The organism is Pseudomonas sp. SCPG-7 (assembly GCF_002156405.1).
Classification (GTDB): Bacteria; Pseudomonadota; Gammaproteobacteria; order Pseudomonadales; family Pseudomonadaceae; genus Aquipseudomonas; species Aquipseudomonas parakoreensis.
In genome coordinates, this window is the sequence record NZ_MVOO01000021.1 from 62,827 (window position 1) to 78,415 (window position 15,589).

Below are 15,589 nucleotides of genomic sequence, written 5' to 3' on the forward strand. Positions count from 1 at the left end.
CATGTCGATCGAAGTGCGTAACGTCAGCAAGAATTTCAATGCGTTCAAGGCGCTGGACAACATCAGCCTGGACATTCAGAGCGGTGAACTGGTGGCGCTGCTCGGCCCGTCCGGCTGCGGCAAGACCACGCTGCTGCGGATCATCGCCGGTCTGGAAACTCCGGATCAGGGCAACATCGTGTTTCACGGCGAAGACGTCTCCGGCCACGACGTGCGTGATCGCAACGTCGGTTTCGTGTTCCAGCACTACGCGCTGTTCCGCCACATGACGGTGTTCGACAACGTCGCGTTCGGCCTGCGCATGAAACCGAAAAACCAGCGCCCGAGCGAAAGCCAGATCGCGACCAAGGTCCACGAACTGCTGAACATGGTGCAACTGGACTGGTTGGCCGATCGCTACCCGGAGCAACTGTCCGGCGGCCAGCGTCAGCGTATCGCTTTGGCGCGCGCGTTAGCGGTGGAACCGAAAGTGCTGCTGCTCGACGAGCCGTTTGGCGCCCTCGACGCCAAGGTGCGCAAAGAGCTGCGCCGCTGGCTGGCGCGCCTGCACGAAGACATCAACCTGACTTCGGTATTTGTGACCCACGACCAGGAAGAAGCGATGGAAGTCGCCGATCGCATCGTGGTGATGAACAAAGGCGTGATCGAACAGATCGGCTCACCGGGTGACGTCTACGAAAACCCGGCCAGCGACTTCGTTTATCACTTCCTCGGCGACTCCAACCGCTTGTTGCTCAGCGACGACAACCACGTGCTGTTCCGTCCACACGAAGTGTCGTTGTCCAGGCATGAGCTGGAAGATCATCACGCCGCTGAAGTGCGTGATATTCGCCCATTGGGCGCGACCACGCGGGTGACGTTGAAGGTAGAAGGGCAGACGGATCTGATCGAGGCTGAAGTGGTGAAGGATCACGACAGCCTGATCGGTCTGGCCAAGGGTGAAACCCTGTTCTTCAAGCCGAAGGTCTGGCAGAAAGTCGCCAGCCTCTAAAGTCAAAAGATCGCAGCCTTCGGCAGCTCCTACAGGGACATGCATTCCAATGTAGGAGCTGCCGCAGGCTGCGATCTTTCAAGCGGCCTAAGCCGCCGCTTTGCGATTCGGATTGACCCGCACCACCCCCACCCGCGCCTCGATCTGCGCTTTCAACTCATGGCGCATGCCGAGCAGGAACGCCACTTCGGCCACGACAAACAGCGGCCCGACAATCAACCCGCTGACATCATCGACAAACGCCGGTTTGCGCCCCTCGTAATGGTGCCCGACAAACTGGATCACCCAGCCAATCACAAACATCGCCAGGCCGCTGCTGAGCCAGACCATGGTGCTCTGCTGCGCCAGCGCATGCCCGGCCCAGACCGACAGGCCCATCAGCACCGTCATCAGCACGCCCAGCTTCAGTTCCAGGCGCAGGTAGAACCACGCCGACGCCAGCGCCAGCAGGACCGCCGGAGAGATCCACAAGCCGCCCAGTGACCATTCTGGTCGCGACAACAACACCGCCACCGCCACCACGATCAGCGGAATGCCGATAAAGTGGCTGGCGATGTTGCGCGGGTCGCGGTGGTAGGCGGCGTATTGACTGAGATGGTCGACGAGGCTTTTCATTGTTGTTCCTCCTGTAGGGTGCGTGCAGCATGCCTCGGGTTCGGCGTTCGCTCTGTCAGGCAGGCGACAGTTGGGAGTGATCATGATGGATAAGCGTTCACGGCTGCTGACCGGGCAATGGTTCAGTCATCTGCCGGCATCCTTTCAGGATAGTCTGCTGGCGGCGGGCCGGGTGCGGCGGCTGACGGCGGGGCAGCGCCTGTTCCAGCGCGGTGATCCGCCCTGCGGCTTGTACGCGGTGCTCGACGGCGCGATCCGCATCGGCGCGGTGAGCGAGCAGGGCAAGGAGGCGTTGCTGAGCCTGGTGGAGGCGCCGCACTGGTTCGGCGAAATCTGCCTGTTCGACGGCCAGCCGCGCACTCACGATGCGTATGCAGTCGGGCCGTGCACGCTGCTGAATATCCCGCAGGCCACGCTGCTGAAAATCCTCGATGAACACCCGGTGTACTGGCGCCATCTGGCATTGCTGATGAGCCACAAACTGCGCCTGACCTTCATCAATCTCGAACAGTTGAGCCTGCTGCCGGCCCCGGCTCGCCTGGCCCATCGCTTGCTGATGATCGCCGAGGGCTACGGCGAAATCGATGCGCCACGCCGGGTCCTGCAATTGCCGCAAGAGCAGTTGGCGTCGATGCTGTCGCTCTCACGCCAGACTACCAATCAGATCCTCAAGGATCTGCAGGCGCAGGGGATAATCGGGCTGAGGTATGGCGAGATCGAGATTCTCGATGCCGAGCGATTGCGCGCCGTCGCCACTGTCTGAAAACTCACACCATTCCACTGTGGGAGCTGGCTTGCCAGCGATTGCGGTGTATCAGTCGACATGCATGCTTGCTGAACTGATGCCATCGCTGGCAAGCCAGCTCCCACAGGGTTCTCAACTATCCATGATCTTTGAGGCAAACCACAGAACCTGAAGGAGTGCGGCTTACGAACCGCGATAGGTCGAGAACCCATAAGGGCTGAGCAGCAGCGGGATGTGGTAGTGCTGGTCAGTCTGCTTCACCTGGAATATCACCGGGATCTCCGGGAAAAACGTCTCGCGCTTGTTCTTCTCGAAATACTCGCCGGTCTTGAATACCACTCGGTATTCGCCCGCCTCGAAAGGCTGTTTGGCCGGGAACAGTTCGGCGATGCGCCCCTGTTCGTTGGTGGTGCCCTGAGCCAGTGGCTGCCAGTTTTCGCCGACGTGTTTTTCCAGCGTCACATTGACGCCCGGCGAGGGCAGGCCGTTTTCCAGGTTGAGCACGTGTACGCTCAGTGGATTGCCGGCGGCCAACGCAAGGCTGGATAGCGCGCTCAGGCCGAGTGCGGCGAAGGTCATGCGCAGGGTGGTCATGGTCAGTCTCCTTATTGGGAACGGGTAAGGGTCAGGCCGGTCTTTTCGGCGGCCTTGATGGCACAGCTTTCGTCCTGCTCGCCGCCGCCGGAACCGGCCACGCCCATGGCGCCGACCAACTCATTGCCGGCGAACAACGGGATCCCGCCGCCAAGCAATAACAGCTCGTCGAGGGTGTTGAGATTGGCGGTTTCCGGGTTGCTGCGGGCGCGCTCGGCGAACAGCCGGGTCGGGGTTTTCGTCGACAGCGCGGTGTCGGCCAGCAGGCGTGCGGTTTTCAGGTCGAGGTCAGCGTGACGCGGCAGTTCAGGGGCGGCGAAAGCGCTGGCGCTGAGGCCGAGGGCGAGGCTGGCTGCAAGGTATTTGACGGTCATGGACAGGCTCCAACAGCTGAGGTCGTCACCTTAATCGCCGGTCTTCGTCAGAACTCCGTCAGTCGGATTACAAGTTTGTAATGGGCAACGCCGTCGAAGGCGCCTAGCCTGTGTGCCTGATCAATCGAGGTGTGCCATGCGTTTGCTGGTTGTAGAAGATGAAGCCAAGACTGCGAATTTCCTGGCCAAGGGCCTGGGCGAATCGGGGTTTGCCGTGGACGTAGCGCTTAATGGCCTCGATGGGCGCTATTTCATTGAGCAGCAGGCCTACGACCTGATCATCCTCGACGTGATGCTGCCGGGCCTCAATGGCTGGCAACTGCTGCAACTGATCCGCCAGCGCGGCGCCACCCCGGTGCTGTTCCTGACCGCCAAGGATGCCATCGAAGACCGCGTACGCGGCCTCGAACTCGGCGCCGACGACTATCTGCTCAAGCCTTTCGCCTTCGCCGAATTGCTCGCGCGGGTGCGCACGCTGCTGCGGCGCGGGCCACTGCGCGAGGCCGAGTCCTATAGCATCGCCGATCTGGAAATCGACGTGCTGCGGCGTCGAGTCAGTCGCGGCGGCCAGCGCATTGCCCTGACCAACAAGGAATTCGCCCTGCTGCAACTGCTCGCCAGCCGTCAGGGCGAAGTGTTGTCACGCACGTTGATCGCCTCGCAGGTGTGGAACCTCAATTTCGACAGCGACACCAACATGGTCGAAGTCGCGGTGCGCCGCCTGCGGGCCAAGGTCGATGACCCGTTCATGCCGAAACTGATCCACACCGTGCGCGGCGTCGGCTATCAGCTGGAGGTGCCCGACGATGCGGTCTAGGTCGATCGCCTGGCGACTGGCGCTGGCGTTCGCCGTGGTTTGCGCGTTGGTGTTGAGTGCGATCGGTGTGTTTCTCTACCGCTCGCTCGACTCGGAGATCGCCTATCGGGATGACTTGGCGTTGCTCGGCCGTCTGGAGCAGGTGCGCGCCTTGCTCGCCGACAGTGACAGCCTCGGCGCCTTGCAGGCGCGGCCACGTCTCTATCAGAACATGCTCGGTAACCTCGACAGCCTGTTGCTGGTGCGGCGTGCCGATGGCTCGAACGTGATCGCGATCAATCCGCGCCAGCGTGAGTTGCCGCCATTGAACGCAATCGCGCGCGAGCAAACACCGCAGCGTCGCGATGTGCTGACCTGGCAGGCGCCGGACGGCGCCGAGCTGGCGCTGTTGTCCGGTGAAGCCCAAGGCCCGAACGGCGAGCCACTGACGGTGATCGCCGGCAAGGTGCTCACTGAACGGGAACAGATGCTCGCCAGTTATCGCTTGCGCCTGTACCTGGCCGTCGGGCTCGGTGCGTTGCTGGCGTTCGCGCTGGGCCTGGTTTTGCTGCGCCGTGGTCTGCAACCGTTGCGCCAGCTAAGCGCGGCGGTGCGCGGCATTGATCTGCGCAGCCTCGATCAGCGTCTGCCCGCCAGCGGCACCCCCGCCGAACTGCTCGAACCGGTACAGGCGCTCAACGGCATGCTCGCGCGGCTGGACGACAGCGTGCAGCGGCTGTCTCAGTTTTCGGCCGATCTGGCTCACGAGATCCGCACGCCGTTGCACACCTTGCTCGCCAGCAACGGCCAGGCGCTGAATCACCCGCGCAGCACGGCGGAGTATCAGGAGTTGCTGGCGTCGAACATGGAAGAATTCGAACGCCTCAAACGCATGGCCGAGAACCTGATGTTCCTCGCCCGCGCCGAGCAGGCGGAGCGCGCGCTCGACTTGCAAACACTGGATCTGCACGGCGTCGGCAGCGAGCTGTGCGAATACTTCGAAGCCCTGGCCGATGATCGCCAGTTGCGCCTGGAAAACCGGCTGCACGGCGAACTGTTGGCCGACCAGCAACTGCTGCAACGCGCCCTGGGTAATTTGCTGGCCAACGCGGTGCGCCACGCCGATGAAGGCACGCTGATCAGCCTGCGCCGCCGTGATGAGGCGGGTGTGTGTTGGTTGCAGGTACACAACCACGGCCCGGTGATTGCGCCAGAGCATCTGGGCAAACTGTTCGACCGCTTCTATCGCGTCGACCCTTCACGGGCGCAGCCTGGAGATTCGGGTGGGTTGGGGCTGGCGATTGTGCAGTCGATCATGCAGTTGCATGGCGGGCGGGTGCGGGTGAGCAGTGATGCTGCAGGTACGGTGTTCGAGCTGGGTTTTGAGGTTGTCTGACGGGCGCCTTCGCGGGCAAGCCCGCTCCCACAGGTTATCGGGCGTACATGAGTTTTGGGTACGGCGCGGACACTGTGGGAGCGGGCTTGCCCGCGAAGAGTCCAGTAGGTTCAGCACACATTCCGGATCAATCAGCGCAACTGATCGCGAAACTGCCCCGGCGTCATTCCCGTCCAGCGCTTGAACGCGCGGCTGAAGCTGCTGGTGTCGGCAAATCCCAGCAGGTAACTGACCTCACTCAACGAACACTGCGGATCGCGCAGATGCAGCAGCGCGAGGTTTTCGCGGCTTTCGTTGAGCAGCGTGTCGAAGCGACAGCCCTCGTCCGCCAGATGCCGTTGCAGGCTGCGCAGGCTCAGGTGCAAGGCCTGGGCGATGCGTTCGGCGCTGGGTTCGCCTTCGGGCAGTTGCTCTTCGATGGCGTCGCGCACCTTGCGCTCCCAGGTCAGCGGTTGGAGCTGGGCCAGGGTGCGCTTGAGCACCGCCTCGTTGTGTTCGGCCAGTTCCGGGTTGGCGTCATCGAGGTGGCTGTCGAAGTCGGTAAGGGAGAACTCCAGGCGATCCTCGGCGCAGGAGAAATGCACCGGGGCGCGGAACACTTTGTGCCACTGATGTGCATCGGACGGTTCCGGGCGGCGCAGGTAGACCGCCAGCGGCGCGTAATCGCGACCGAGGCGATTGCGGCAGGTGCGCACGTAGATCGCGGCAAACGCGTCGATGGCTTCGAAAGCCGGCGCCGGATTGCCTGACGGAATCTTCAGACGAAACAGATAGCGGTCATCGCTGCGGCTCAGTTCCAGTTCCAGCGCATCGCTGACCACCGGGTGATAACGCACGATGCGCTCGAACACTTCCCGCAGGCTGCCGCTGGCCACCAGCGCGTAACCGAGCGCATGGAACGTGGTCGGGCTGACGAACCGCGACACTCGCAGGCCGATCGCCGGATCCCCGCTGAACTGCACTGCCAGTTGCCACAGGCGCGTGGTGCCGGACAACGGATAACGCGCGTTCGGGTCATCCATCAACTGCGGATCGAGCCCGGCCTGTTGGCACAGGCCAAGACTGTCCAGCCCCAGCGCATCGAGTTGCTTGCGCAAGGCACGGGTCCAGCTGGCGAGCGAGGTCGGTTCCTTCATGCTGATTGGCGCTTCCGGTCAACAGGTTGGCGTTCACGGCTACCATCAATAAAGCGTTCGCAAGGCAGGATGCAAACATCAATAAACAGAGGATGGAAGCATGGACCGTACTTCTGCAAGTCCCCAGCGACACAATGCTGCCCAGCGATCAGCGCATATTCGCGAAGTGGTGCTGGCCAAAGGCGTCGAACTGCGTGAGCGCTACCCGATCCTGCAGCATCAGGACGCTCTCGGTGCGGGGATTCTGGCCTTCGCTCTGGCCGGGATGGTCGGTTCGGCGGCGCTGTACATCACTGGCCACATGGCGTGGTGGGTGTGCCTGCTGCTGAACGCGTTTTTCGCGTCCTTGACCCATGAACTGGAACACGACCTGATCCACAGCATGTATTTCCGCAAACAACGCGTGCCGCACAACCTGATGATGGGCCTGGTGTGGCTGGCGCGGCCGAGCACGATCAATCCGTGGATCCGCCGCCATCTGCACCTCAATCACCACAAGGTTTCCGGTACCGAAACCGATATGGAAGAGCGTGCAATCACCAACGGCGAACCATGGGGTTTTGCGCGGCTGCTGATGGTCGGCGACAACGTTATGTCGGCGTTCATCCGCATGCTGCGGGCCAGGACTTGGGCACACAAAATCAACATCATCAAACGTACATTGAAGGTTTACGCGCCGCTGGCGCTGGTGCATTGGGGCGCGTGGTACGTGTTTCTCGGCTTCCACGCGGCAAATGGCGTGGCTTACCTCATGGGTTCGCCGATTGAATGGTCGGCAACCACGTTGTCAGTGATGCAGGTGATCGACATCGCGGCAGTGGTGATCATCGGCCCGAACGTGCTGCGCACCTTTTGCCTGCATTTCATCAGCTCGAACATGCATTACTACGGCGACATCGAGGCGGGCAACGTGCTGCAGCAATGCCAGGTGTTGAACCCGTGGTGGTTGTGGCCACTGCAGGCGTTCTGCTTCAACTTCGGCAGCAGCCACGGGATTCATCATTTCGTGGTGAAGGAACCGTTTTACATCCGGCAGCTGACCGTGCCGGTGGCGCACAAGGTGATGCGTGAGATGGGCGTGCGGTTCAATGATTTCGGCACGTTTGGGCGGGCTAACCGGTTTGTTCGCAAGGATGAAGTGGTAGCGGGGGAGGCGCGTACGGCTCAGGCTTGATAGGAGAGTTTGCGGGCCTCTTCGCGGGCAAGCCCGCTCCCACTGGGGAACACATTTCCATTGTGGGAGCGAGCTTGCTCGCGAAGGCGCCGGATCAGGCAACCTCAATCCGGCTGAAACGGCGAAGCACTCAAAATCACCCCAGTCTCCTCCACATATTTCTGCCAATGCCCGATCAAGGTGTTGAGCTTGTCCGGCTGACTCGACGCCAGATCATGAATCTCCCCCGGATCGCTGCTCAAGTCATACAGCTGCCAGGTCGCCAGCCCCACCGGCCCGGGGATCCACACCGCCTTCCACGACCCTTGGCGAATCGCCCGGCGGCCAAACAATTCCCAGCCGGTGACGGTGTGCTCGTCATGCACCTGCGCCGTCTCGCCGGACAAAAAGCCCAGCCATGATTTGCCGCGCAGCGGCGCCACCGGTTTGCCGTGCCATTGCTTGCCCGGATGGCGCACGCCGGCCAGATCGAGAATCGTCGGGGTGATGTCCATCACCGTGCCGAAACCGTGGCTGATCTGCCCTTTGATTGGCAATTGCGGATAGTGCAACAGCGCCGGTACGCGAATCCCGCCTTCGGTGGTGAACGCCTTGAACAGCCGCGATGGCGCGGTCGCCACTTGCGCCCAGCTCGGCCCGTACCAGACGTAGGAATTGGCACGACCGATGTTGTCGAGGCTGTTGTCGTAATGCTGGTTGAGGTAGGTCAGCAGTTCCGGGCCGAACTTGGGGAACGCTTCCAGCAGCGCACCCTCGGCGCCGTTGTCGGACATGAACAGGATGAAGGTGTTATCGAGTTGGCCCTGCTGGCGCAGGTAATCGACCACCCGGCCAATGTTCCAGTCCATGCGCTCGACCATCGCCGCGTAAACCTCCATGGCCCGCGCGGAAATCTGTCGTTGCTCAGCGCTCAGCGCAGCCCATTGCGCATTCAATTGAATCAGCGGATGCGGCTCGACATCCGGCTCGATCAGGCCCAGCGCCTTGAGTTTTTCCAGGCGTTCCAGACGCAGGACTTCGGGACCGGCGTCGTAGCGACCACGGTATTTTTCGACAATGTCAGCCGGTGCCTGCAACGGCCAGTGTGGTGCGGAGAATGGCAGATAAGCGAAGAATGGCCGGCTCTGATCGCGCTCCTTGAGGTACTGCAGCAGCTTGTCGCCAAAGGCGTCCGACGAGTAGAAATCCTTGGGCAGCTCATCGATAAAGGTGTCGTCTTCGATGTACAGCGCTGGCGTCGATTTCAGCAGGCCAGGGGTGTGTTCGTCGTAGGTCGGTTCAAAGCCGTAATGGTTGGCCGCCCCCGGCAGCAGCGAAAAGGAACGCTCGAACCCGCGCGCCTGCGGCGCCAGCTCAGCCGTCAGGCCGAGGTGCCATTTGCCGCTCATCAGGGTTTGATAGCCGGCCTCGCGCAGCAGCTCGGGCAGGGCCACAACGCGGTCGTTGAGATAGCCCTCATAACCCGGTTTGCCGATCAACTCCGGGGTCAGCGCTTCGGCCATGGTGCCGATGCCAGCGATGTGGTGGTCGGTGCCGGTCAGCAGCATCGAACGGGTTGGCGAGCAGGTTGGCGCGGTGTGGAAATCGGTCAGGCGCAGGCCATTGTTGGCCAGCGCGTCGAGGTTCGGCGTGGCGATTTCGCCACCGAAGGCGCCGATGTCGGAAAAGCCGAGATCGTCGGCCAGAATCACCAGAAAGTTGGGGCGTTGCGGCATCGATACAGCTCCTCTCAACAGGCAATGAACGACAGCGGCAGATCGCGGATCTGCACCGGCAGGCTCGGTTGGTAATGGTCGTCACTGGTCAGTTCGTGCAGCAGCTCTTCACGCAACTGATGGAAGTCGAAACTGCTGCGCTGACGTGGATGCGGCAAGGCGATGTCGACCACCTGCTTGATCCGTCCCGGACGCGGCTCCATCACCACCACGCGGTCGGCGAGGAAGATCGCTTCCTCGACGTCGTGGGTGACCAGAATCGTGGTGATTTTCGCCCGGTCGCGGATCGCCAGCAGTTCGTCCTGCATCTGCTGACGGGTCAACGCATCAAGGGCACCGAACGGTTCGTCGAGCAGCAGAATCCGTGGGCTGGCGACCAGTCCGCGAGCAATCGCCACGCGCTGGGCCATGCCGCCGGAGAGTTGGTGCGGATAGGCCCGGGTGAAATCGCGCAGGCCGACCAGCTCGATGAAATCGTTGATGCGCTGCTGCTTTTCGGCGGCGCTCAATGCTTCGTTGACCAGACCGAGACCGATGTTGTCGGCCACCGTCAGCCACGGGAACAAACGGTGCTCCTGAAACACGATGCCGCGCTCGCCACCAATGCCGCTGACGGCTTTGCCATCGACGCTGATCTGCCCGCGAAACTGCGTATCCAGACCCACCAGCAAACGCAGCAAGGTGGATTTGCCGCAACCGCTGGACCCGACGATGGCGACGAATTCGCCCTCGGCGATGTCGAGGTTGAATTCGCGAATCGCCTCCAGTTCGAAACCGTCGACGTCGAAGGATTTGCCTACGTGGGTGAAGCTGACAATCGGTGCGTTCATGCGTGTCTCCAGCGAGTGGCGCGAATTTCCAGGCGTTGGCCGATGAGGTTGAGCAGGGCGCCGGTGAGGCCGACCAGCAGCATTCCGGCCATGATCAGGTCCATGCGCAGCAGTTGTTGGGCGCCGATCATCTGGCTGCCGATGCCGCCGTTGGACGGCATGAAGTATTCGGCGCCGATGGTGCCGAGCCAGGCGTAGATCAGGCTCAGCCTGAGCCCGGCAAAAATCCCCGGCGCCGCGCCCGGCAGCACCAGACGGCGCAGGCGCTGGCCGAGGCTCAGGCGCAGCACCTGCGCGGCTTCGTTGAGTTGTGGCGAGAGGTTGGCGACGCTGCGCTGAGTGGCGATGAACAACGGAAAGAACGCGGCGAGGGCAACGAACACCCACTTCGCCAATTCACCCAATCCGAACCACGCGGTGAGCAGCGGCACCCAGGCGAAAATCGCGATTTGGCGGATGGCGGCGAGGGTCGGGCCGAGCAGTCGTTCGCTGGTGCGTGAAAGCCCCAGCAGCAAGCCGAGGGCGAAACCGAGTCCGCCGCCCAGCAGCAAGCCGCCAAGGGTACGACCTAGACTCAACGCCATGCCGCTGATCAGCGTGCCGTCGAGCAAGCCGTTTTTTGTTGTCTCCAGCACCGCGAACGGGCTGACCAGAATGTTCGCATCGACCCACTGCTGATCGCTCGCCACTTGCCACAAACCGATCAGGCTCAGCGGCAACAGCCACGGTTGCAGCCGCTGCCAGCCTTCATAGCGCGGGCCACGGCGGATTTCTGCGGTCGCCGGGTGCGGCCAGTGCACCAGTTTGCGGTCGAGAAAGCCGATGCCGCGATCCATCGCCACGCCGAGCACACCGATGACGACGATGCACACGAACACGATGTCGAGCATGAACAGTTGCCGTGCCCAGACCATCAGGTATCCGATGCCTTCGCTGGACGCCAGCAGCTCCACCGCCAGCAAGGACGTCCAGCCAGCGGCCAGGGCCAGGCGTACGCCGGCCATGAACGCTGGCAGTGCGGCGGGCAGCACCAGACGCCGGATCAGCAAGTACGACGGCAGGCGCAACACGGCGGCGGCTTCGCGCAGTTTCGGTTGTGCATCACGAACGCCGACCAAGGTGTGCAGGGTTACCGGCACCACGATGGCCTTGATCAGCACCACCAGTTTCAATACTTCGCCGATGCCGAAAAACACCATGAACAGCGGAATCCAAGCCAGCGTCGGTACCTGTGCCAGACCGGCGAACGTCGGGAAGACCAGGCGTTCGAGGCGACGGCTGAAGCCCAGCGCGGCACCCAGCAGCGCACCAGCTGAGATCCCTGCCAGCAAGCCCCAGAGCAGACGTTGCAGGCTGATCCACAAATGACTCCACAGCTCGCCCTGGGACAGCTCGACGGCGCTGTTCCACACCAGCGATGGCGCCGGCAAGATCTGCTCGCTCATCCATTGATTGCGCGCGGCTAGCCACCACAGAGCGAACAGGCTGATCGGCAGCAACCATGGCAAAAGGCGTTGGTTGAGACTTGGCCACACCCGTCGACTTTTCAGAGGTGGCGCGGGAAGCGGCAGGCTGAGCAGGGAATCACGGGCCATGGGTGACCTCCGTTGTCGGGTTGGATCGGGAGCAGGATCAAAAGATCGCAGCCTTCGGCAGCGCCTGCAGGGGGACGCGTCCGTGAATTCGCCCCTGTAGGAGCTGCCGAAGGCTGCGATCTCTAGTGGTATTAGCTATAAACCAATTGTTATAAGCGATATAAAAAATATTGAATTTGGAGATAAGCAGCGCCATTTAAGGCCTGCAGCCCGATGCGCATCCAATGCATTCGAAGAATATTTTCGATGCTGTTAATGCATACGCCGCTGCAGCCCACGTTGTTGCTTGCTTAGCGTTAATGGCTATAAAAATGTGCATTTATAGTATTTAAGCGAAGGTCACGCTTCGGCCTACTTTCGGCTTCTCAACGCCCGTCGTAATCAAGGAGCCGCACCCATGAACCTTCCCTTCAAACGAGTTTTCAGTCTGTTTGCCATTCCGGCACTGGCGGGCCTGCTGGCGTTTACCGCGCAGGCCGATGAACTCAAGGAGATCAGGATCGCCGTCCCTGACCTGAGCGCCGGCACCCAGCACAGCGGCGGCGGTGTGGTGGATGTGCTGCGTGATCGGCAGATCTTCGAAAAAGCCTTCGCCGATCAGGGCATCAAGATTCAATGGAGCTTCTTCAAAGGCGCCGGGCCGGTGATCAACGAGGCGTTTGCCAACGGTCAAGTCGATCTGGCGTATCTGGGCGACCTGGCGGCGATCATCGGCAAGTCCAATGGCCTCGACACACGTTTGCTCAGCGCCAGCGCGCGTGGCGTGAAGCAATATCTGGGCGTAGTCCCGGGTTCGGGGATCAAGACTTTGCAGGATCTCAAGGGCAAGCGCGTGGCGATCTTCCGTGGCACCGCCACGCAGTTGTCGTTTGATGCGGCGCTGGCCAGTCAGGGCCTGAGCGAAAAGGATCTGAAGGTGATCAACCTCGACTTCAATGCGGCGGTGGCGGCATTGGCGGCTAAACAGATCGACGCATCGTGGGGCAGTTCCGGGCTGACGGCCCTGCAAGCCAAGGGGCTGGCGGAATTGCCGCTGAACACCAAGGATCTGGGTGGCGCCGGCAGTGTGCAGTCAGTGCTGGTGGGCACCGGCAAGTTTGTCGACGAGCATCCGCAGGTCGTGGCAAAGCTGCTCAAGGCGCAGCAGCAAGCCGTGGAGTGGCTGACTCAGGACAGCAACAAGGATGCCTACGTGCAACTGGTGTCGGGGCTGGCGAGTTATCCACCGCTGATCCTGACCCAGGACCTGCAGGATCAGAAACTCAGCGAAGTGTTCCCGTCGACGCTGGACCCGGTGTTCCTCGGCAAATTGCAGGACTCGGTGGATCTGGCGGCGCAGCAGAAACTGATCCGCAAACCGTTCAAGGTCAGTGATTGGGTGGCGCCTGAGTTGGCGGCGGCCAAGCTTTAAAATCACAAGATCGCAGCCTTCGGCAGCTCCTACAGGGGAATGCGTTCTCTGTAAGAGAGGCTGCGATCTTTTGATCTTCAAACCGCGACGCTGACTTCCTGCTTATCCACCGCTACCAACGTCTCGATCATCGCCCGCGCTGCGGGCGACAGGCGAAACCCGGTACGACTGACAATCCCGCAGCGCGCATTCATGCTCTCCAGATTCTGTGGCAGGTTGCGCCAGTGCAGCAGCGCCAGTGAACCTTGGGCAATGTCTTCGACGAACGCCTCTTCCGTGCCCACGCCAATCGCATTGGATTGCAGCACCACTTTCACCAGCGCCGGGAAATGCTCGGTCTCGATGGTCGGCGAAAAATCGATCCGGCCGCTGAGATTCGCCAGCAGTTTGCGAATCCCTGGCGGGATCAGCGTGGTCGCCAGCGGGTAGTCGAACATGTCGTTGGTCGACAGGCTTTCCTTGGCCAGCAGCGGGTGCCCGGGCCGGCAGAAAAACACCCCGCGCTTGGGCGTCAGGGCCTGGGTCTGGAAGTTTGGATCGGCCTCGAAATGGCGGATGTCGGCGATGAAGAATTCGATCTCTTCGCGGCTCAGCGCGCGGCTGAGCTTTTCCCAGTTATCCACCTGAAAACAGGTGCGTACTTTCGGGTGCGCGTTGATGAATTGCGCCACCGCATCCGGGACCAGTTTCACCGCTGGCGCCGGGCCGCAACCAAAGTGCAGCTCCCCGGCATCAAGCTTGGTCATTTGCGTCACTTCAGCGCTGAGCAACGCCGCGCCCTGCACCAGGGTCAGGGCGTGTTGCAGCACCACCTGGCCTTCGGGTGTGGGGCGCAGATCCTTGTTGCCGCGATCCACCAGCACGCAGCCGAATTCTTGCTCCAGCCCTTGAATGCTGCGGCTGAACGCCGGTTGAGTGATGCCCATCGCGTCCGCCGCACGGACAAAGCTGCGGTGTTCGTTGAGGGCGATGAAGTAGCGCAACTGGCGAAGATCCATATGCTTTCCCGGCATCCTAAAAATAGCTCGAAGGCATTTGCGACGAGGGTTGCTTGAGGTTTTAAATGCAAGCTCTTATTCCGTCAACGAAGCATGTGAATATCTATTAGATGTAAATGGAATATATATAGAGCCATGTTTCGCTGTCGCCCAACCGCAAGCAGTCGATGAGGGTCTACCCATGAGCAATGCCGCACTCGCTGTAAAACCCGCTGTCCACGCGCTGGAAATCCATCCGGTGGCCGGTCGTATCGGCGCCGAGATTTGGGGCGTGCCCCTGTCCGGAGAACTGGACGCCGCCACGGTTGAAGCCATTCAGCAGGCGCTGATCCAGTACAAGGTGGTGTTCTTCCGTGAACAGACCCAGCTCGACGATCAGCGCCAGGAAGCCTTCGCGCATCTACTTGGCGAGCCCGTGGCGCATCCGACCGTGCCGGTGCGTGATGGCACCCGTTATCTGCTGGAGCTGGACGGCGCCGAGGGCCAGCGCGCCAACTCCTGGCACACCGATGTGACCTTCGTCGACGCCTACCCCAAAGCCTCGATCCTGCGCTCGGTGGTGGCCCCGGCCTTCGGTGGCGACACCCTGTGGGCCAACACCGCGACCGCCTATAACGAACTGCCGACCGAACTGCGCGAGCTGGCGGACAAACTGGTCGCCGTGCACAGCAATGAATACGACTACGCCGGGGCCAAGCCGGACGTGTCGGCGGAGAAGCTCGAGCGCTATCGCAAAATCTTCACCTCGACCGTCTACGAGACCGAGCACCCAGTGGTGCGTGTGCATCCGATCAGCGGCGAGAAGAGCTTGCTGCTGGGGCACTTCGTCAAACGCATCAAGGGTTATTCGCAAGCCGATTCGGCGCACCTGTTCGGCTTGTTGCAGAGCCATGTGATTCGTCAGGAAAACACCGTGCGCTGGCGCTGGAAAGCGGGCGATGTGGCGATCTGGGACAACCGGTCGACGCAGCATTATGCGATTGATGATTACGGCACTCAGGATCGCATCGTGCGGCGGGTGACGCTCAAGGGGGAAGTGCCGGTTGGGGCTTCGGGGCAACGTAGTCAGACCATTAAAGGCGCGGATATCGTCGGCGTTTGATAAGGCTCCATCGCTGGCAAGCCAGCTCCCACAGAGATTGGTGTCGGACACAAAGGATGTGAACAACGCAAAACCTGTGGGAGATTCTATGGTTGAGGAAAAGCCCTCAACCGGCCT

Annotated in this window: 15 protein-coding genes; 7 read left to right on the plus strand and 8 right to left on the minus strand. The window is 61.5% G+C overall.

Annotated elements, in window-relative coordinates:
* The first annotated feature begins 1 nt into the window (after position 1).
* The gene (locus tag B1722_RS25955) at positions 2–991 is read left to right on the plus strand and encodes a sulfate/molybdate ABC transporter ATP-binding protein (protein ID WP_086794830.1); all 990 of its coding nucleotides are present in this window, start codon (positions 2–4) and stop codon (positions 989–991) included.
* Positions 992–1,078: 87 nt separating this feature from the next.
* On the opposite strand, the gene B1722_RS25960 is transcribed toward B1722_RS25955, so the two are convergent.
* On the minus strand, positions 1,079–1,606 hold the full coding sequence (locus tag B1722_RS25960; RefSeq protein WP_041071062.1) for a DUF962 domain-containing protein: 528 nt from the start codon (positions 1,604–1,606) through the stop codon (positions 1,079–1,081).
* An 85-nt stretch (positions 1,607–1,691) separates the two neighbouring features.
* On the opposite strand from B1722_RS25960, the gene B1722_RS25965 reads away from it, so the two are divergent.
* The gene (locus B1722_RS25965) at positions 1,692–2,369 is read left to right on the plus strand and encodes a Crp/Fnr family transcriptional regulator (RefSeq protein ID WP_086794831.1); all 678 of its coding nucleotides are present in this window, start codon (positions 1,692–1,694) and stop codon (positions 2,367–2,369) included.
* Between the two features lie 165 nt (positions 2,370–2,534).
* On the opposite strand, the gene uraH is transcribed toward B1722_RS25965, so the two are convergent.
* Positions 2,535–2,945, minus strand: a complete 411-nt coding sequence (gene uraH / locus B1722_RS25970; protein WP_086794832.1) for a hydroxyisourate hydrolase — start codon at positions 2,943–2,945, stop codon at positions 2,535–2,537.
* An 11-nt stretch (positions 2,946–2,956) separates the two neighbouring features.
* A complete protein-coding gene (locus B1722_RS25975) occupies positions 2,957–3,319 on the minus strand; it encodes a heme-binding protein (RefSeq protein ID WP_086794833.1) in 363 nt (120 codons plus the stop codon).
* 136 nt (positions 3,320–3,455) lie between these two features.
* Between B1722_RS25975 and B1722_RS25980 the strand changes: the two genes are divergently transcribed.
* Positions 3,456–4,136 carry a heavy metal response regulator transcription factor gene (locus B1722_RS25980; protein WP_041071071.1) on the plus strand — a complete coding sequence of 227 codons (681 nt, stop codon included), beginning with the start codon at positions 3,456–3,458 and terminating at the stop codon, positions 4,134–4,136.
* A complete protein-coding gene (locus tag B1722_RS25985; RefSeq protein WP_041071074.1) occupies positions 4,126–5,511 on the plus strand; it encodes a heavy metal sensor histidine kinase in 1,386 nt (461 codons plus the stop codon). The genes B1722_RS25980 and B1722_RS25985 overlap by 11 nt, the downstream gene beginning before the upstream one ends.
* 131 nt (positions 5,512–5,642) lie before the next feature.
* Here the strand turns inward: B1722_RS25985 and B1722_RS25990 are convergent, their stop codons facing one another.
* The gene (locus B1722_RS25990; protein ID WP_041071077.1) at positions 5,643–6,647 is read right to left on the minus strand and encodes an AraC family transcriptional regulator; all 1,005 of its coding nucleotides are present in this window, start codon (positions 6,645–6,647) and stop codon (positions 5,643–5,645) included.
* A 100-nt stretch (positions 6,648–6,747) separates the two neighbouring features.
* Between B1722_RS25990 and B1722_RS25995 the strand changes: the two genes are divergently transcribed.
* Entirely contained in the window at positions 6,748–7,821 is a 1,074-nt protein-coding gene (locus B1722_RS25995; protein WP_041071080.1) for a fatty acid desaturase, read from the plus strand.
* A 104-nt stretch (positions 7,822–7,925) separates the two neighbouring features.
* On the opposite strand, the gene B1722_RS26000 is transcribed toward B1722_RS25995, so the two are convergent.
* The 3 genes from B1722_RS26000 to B1722_RS26010 are packed head-to-tail and all read right to left on the minus strand — an operon-like array spanning position 7,926 to position 11,961.
* On the minus strand, positions 7,926–9,536 hold the full coding sequence (locus B1722_RS26000) for an arylsulfatase (protein ID WP_086794834.1): 1,611 nt from the start codon (positions 9,534–9,536) through the stop codon (positions 7,926–7,928).
* A 14-nt stretch (positions 9,537–9,550) separates the two neighbouring features.
* Positions 9,551–10,366 carry an ABC transporter ATP-binding protein gene (locus B1722_RS26005; protein ID WP_086794835.1) on the minus strand — a complete coding sequence of 272 codons (816 nt, stop codon included), beginning with the start codon at positions 10,364–10,366 and terminating at the stop codon, positions 9,551–9,553.
* The gene (locus B1722_RS26010; RefSeq protein ID WP_086794836.1) at positions 10,363–11,961 is read right to left on the minus strand and encodes an ABC transporter permease; all 1,599 of its coding nucleotides are present in this window, start codon (positions 11,959–11,961) and stop codon (positions 10,363–10,365) included. The genes B1722_RS26005 and B1722_RS26010 overlap by 4 nt, the downstream gene beginning before the upstream one ends.
* Before the next feature lie 397 nt (positions 11,962–12,358).
* On the opposite strand from B1722_RS26010, the gene B1722_RS26015 reads away from it, so the two are divergent.
* Positions 12,359–13,372, plus strand: coding sequence for an ABC transporter substrate-binding protein (locus B1722_RS26015; RefSeq protein WP_086794837.1), 1,014 nt, complete (start codon positions 12,359–12,361; stop codon positions 13,370–13,372).
* Between the two features lie 77 nt (positions 13,373–13,449).
* Here B1722_RS26015 and B1722_RS26020 read toward each other — a convergent pair whose 3' ends face one another.
* Positions 13,450–14,370 (minus strand): LysR family transcriptional regulator, encoded by a 921-nt coding sequence (locus B1722_RS26020; RefSeq protein WP_041071095.1) that lies wholly within the window; start codon positions 14,368–14,370, stop codon positions 13,450–13,452.
* Between the two features lie 181 nt (positions 14,371–14,551).
* On the opposite strand from B1722_RS26020, the gene B1722_RS26025 reads away from it, so the two are divergent.
* The gene (locus B1722_RS26025; protein WP_086794838.1) at positions 14,552–15,472 is read left to right on the plus strand and encodes a TauD/TfdA family dioxygenase; all 921 of its coding nucleotides are present in this window, start codon (positions 14,552–14,554) and stop codon (positions 15,470–15,472) included.
* Positions 15,473–15,589: the final 117 nt, after the last annotated feature.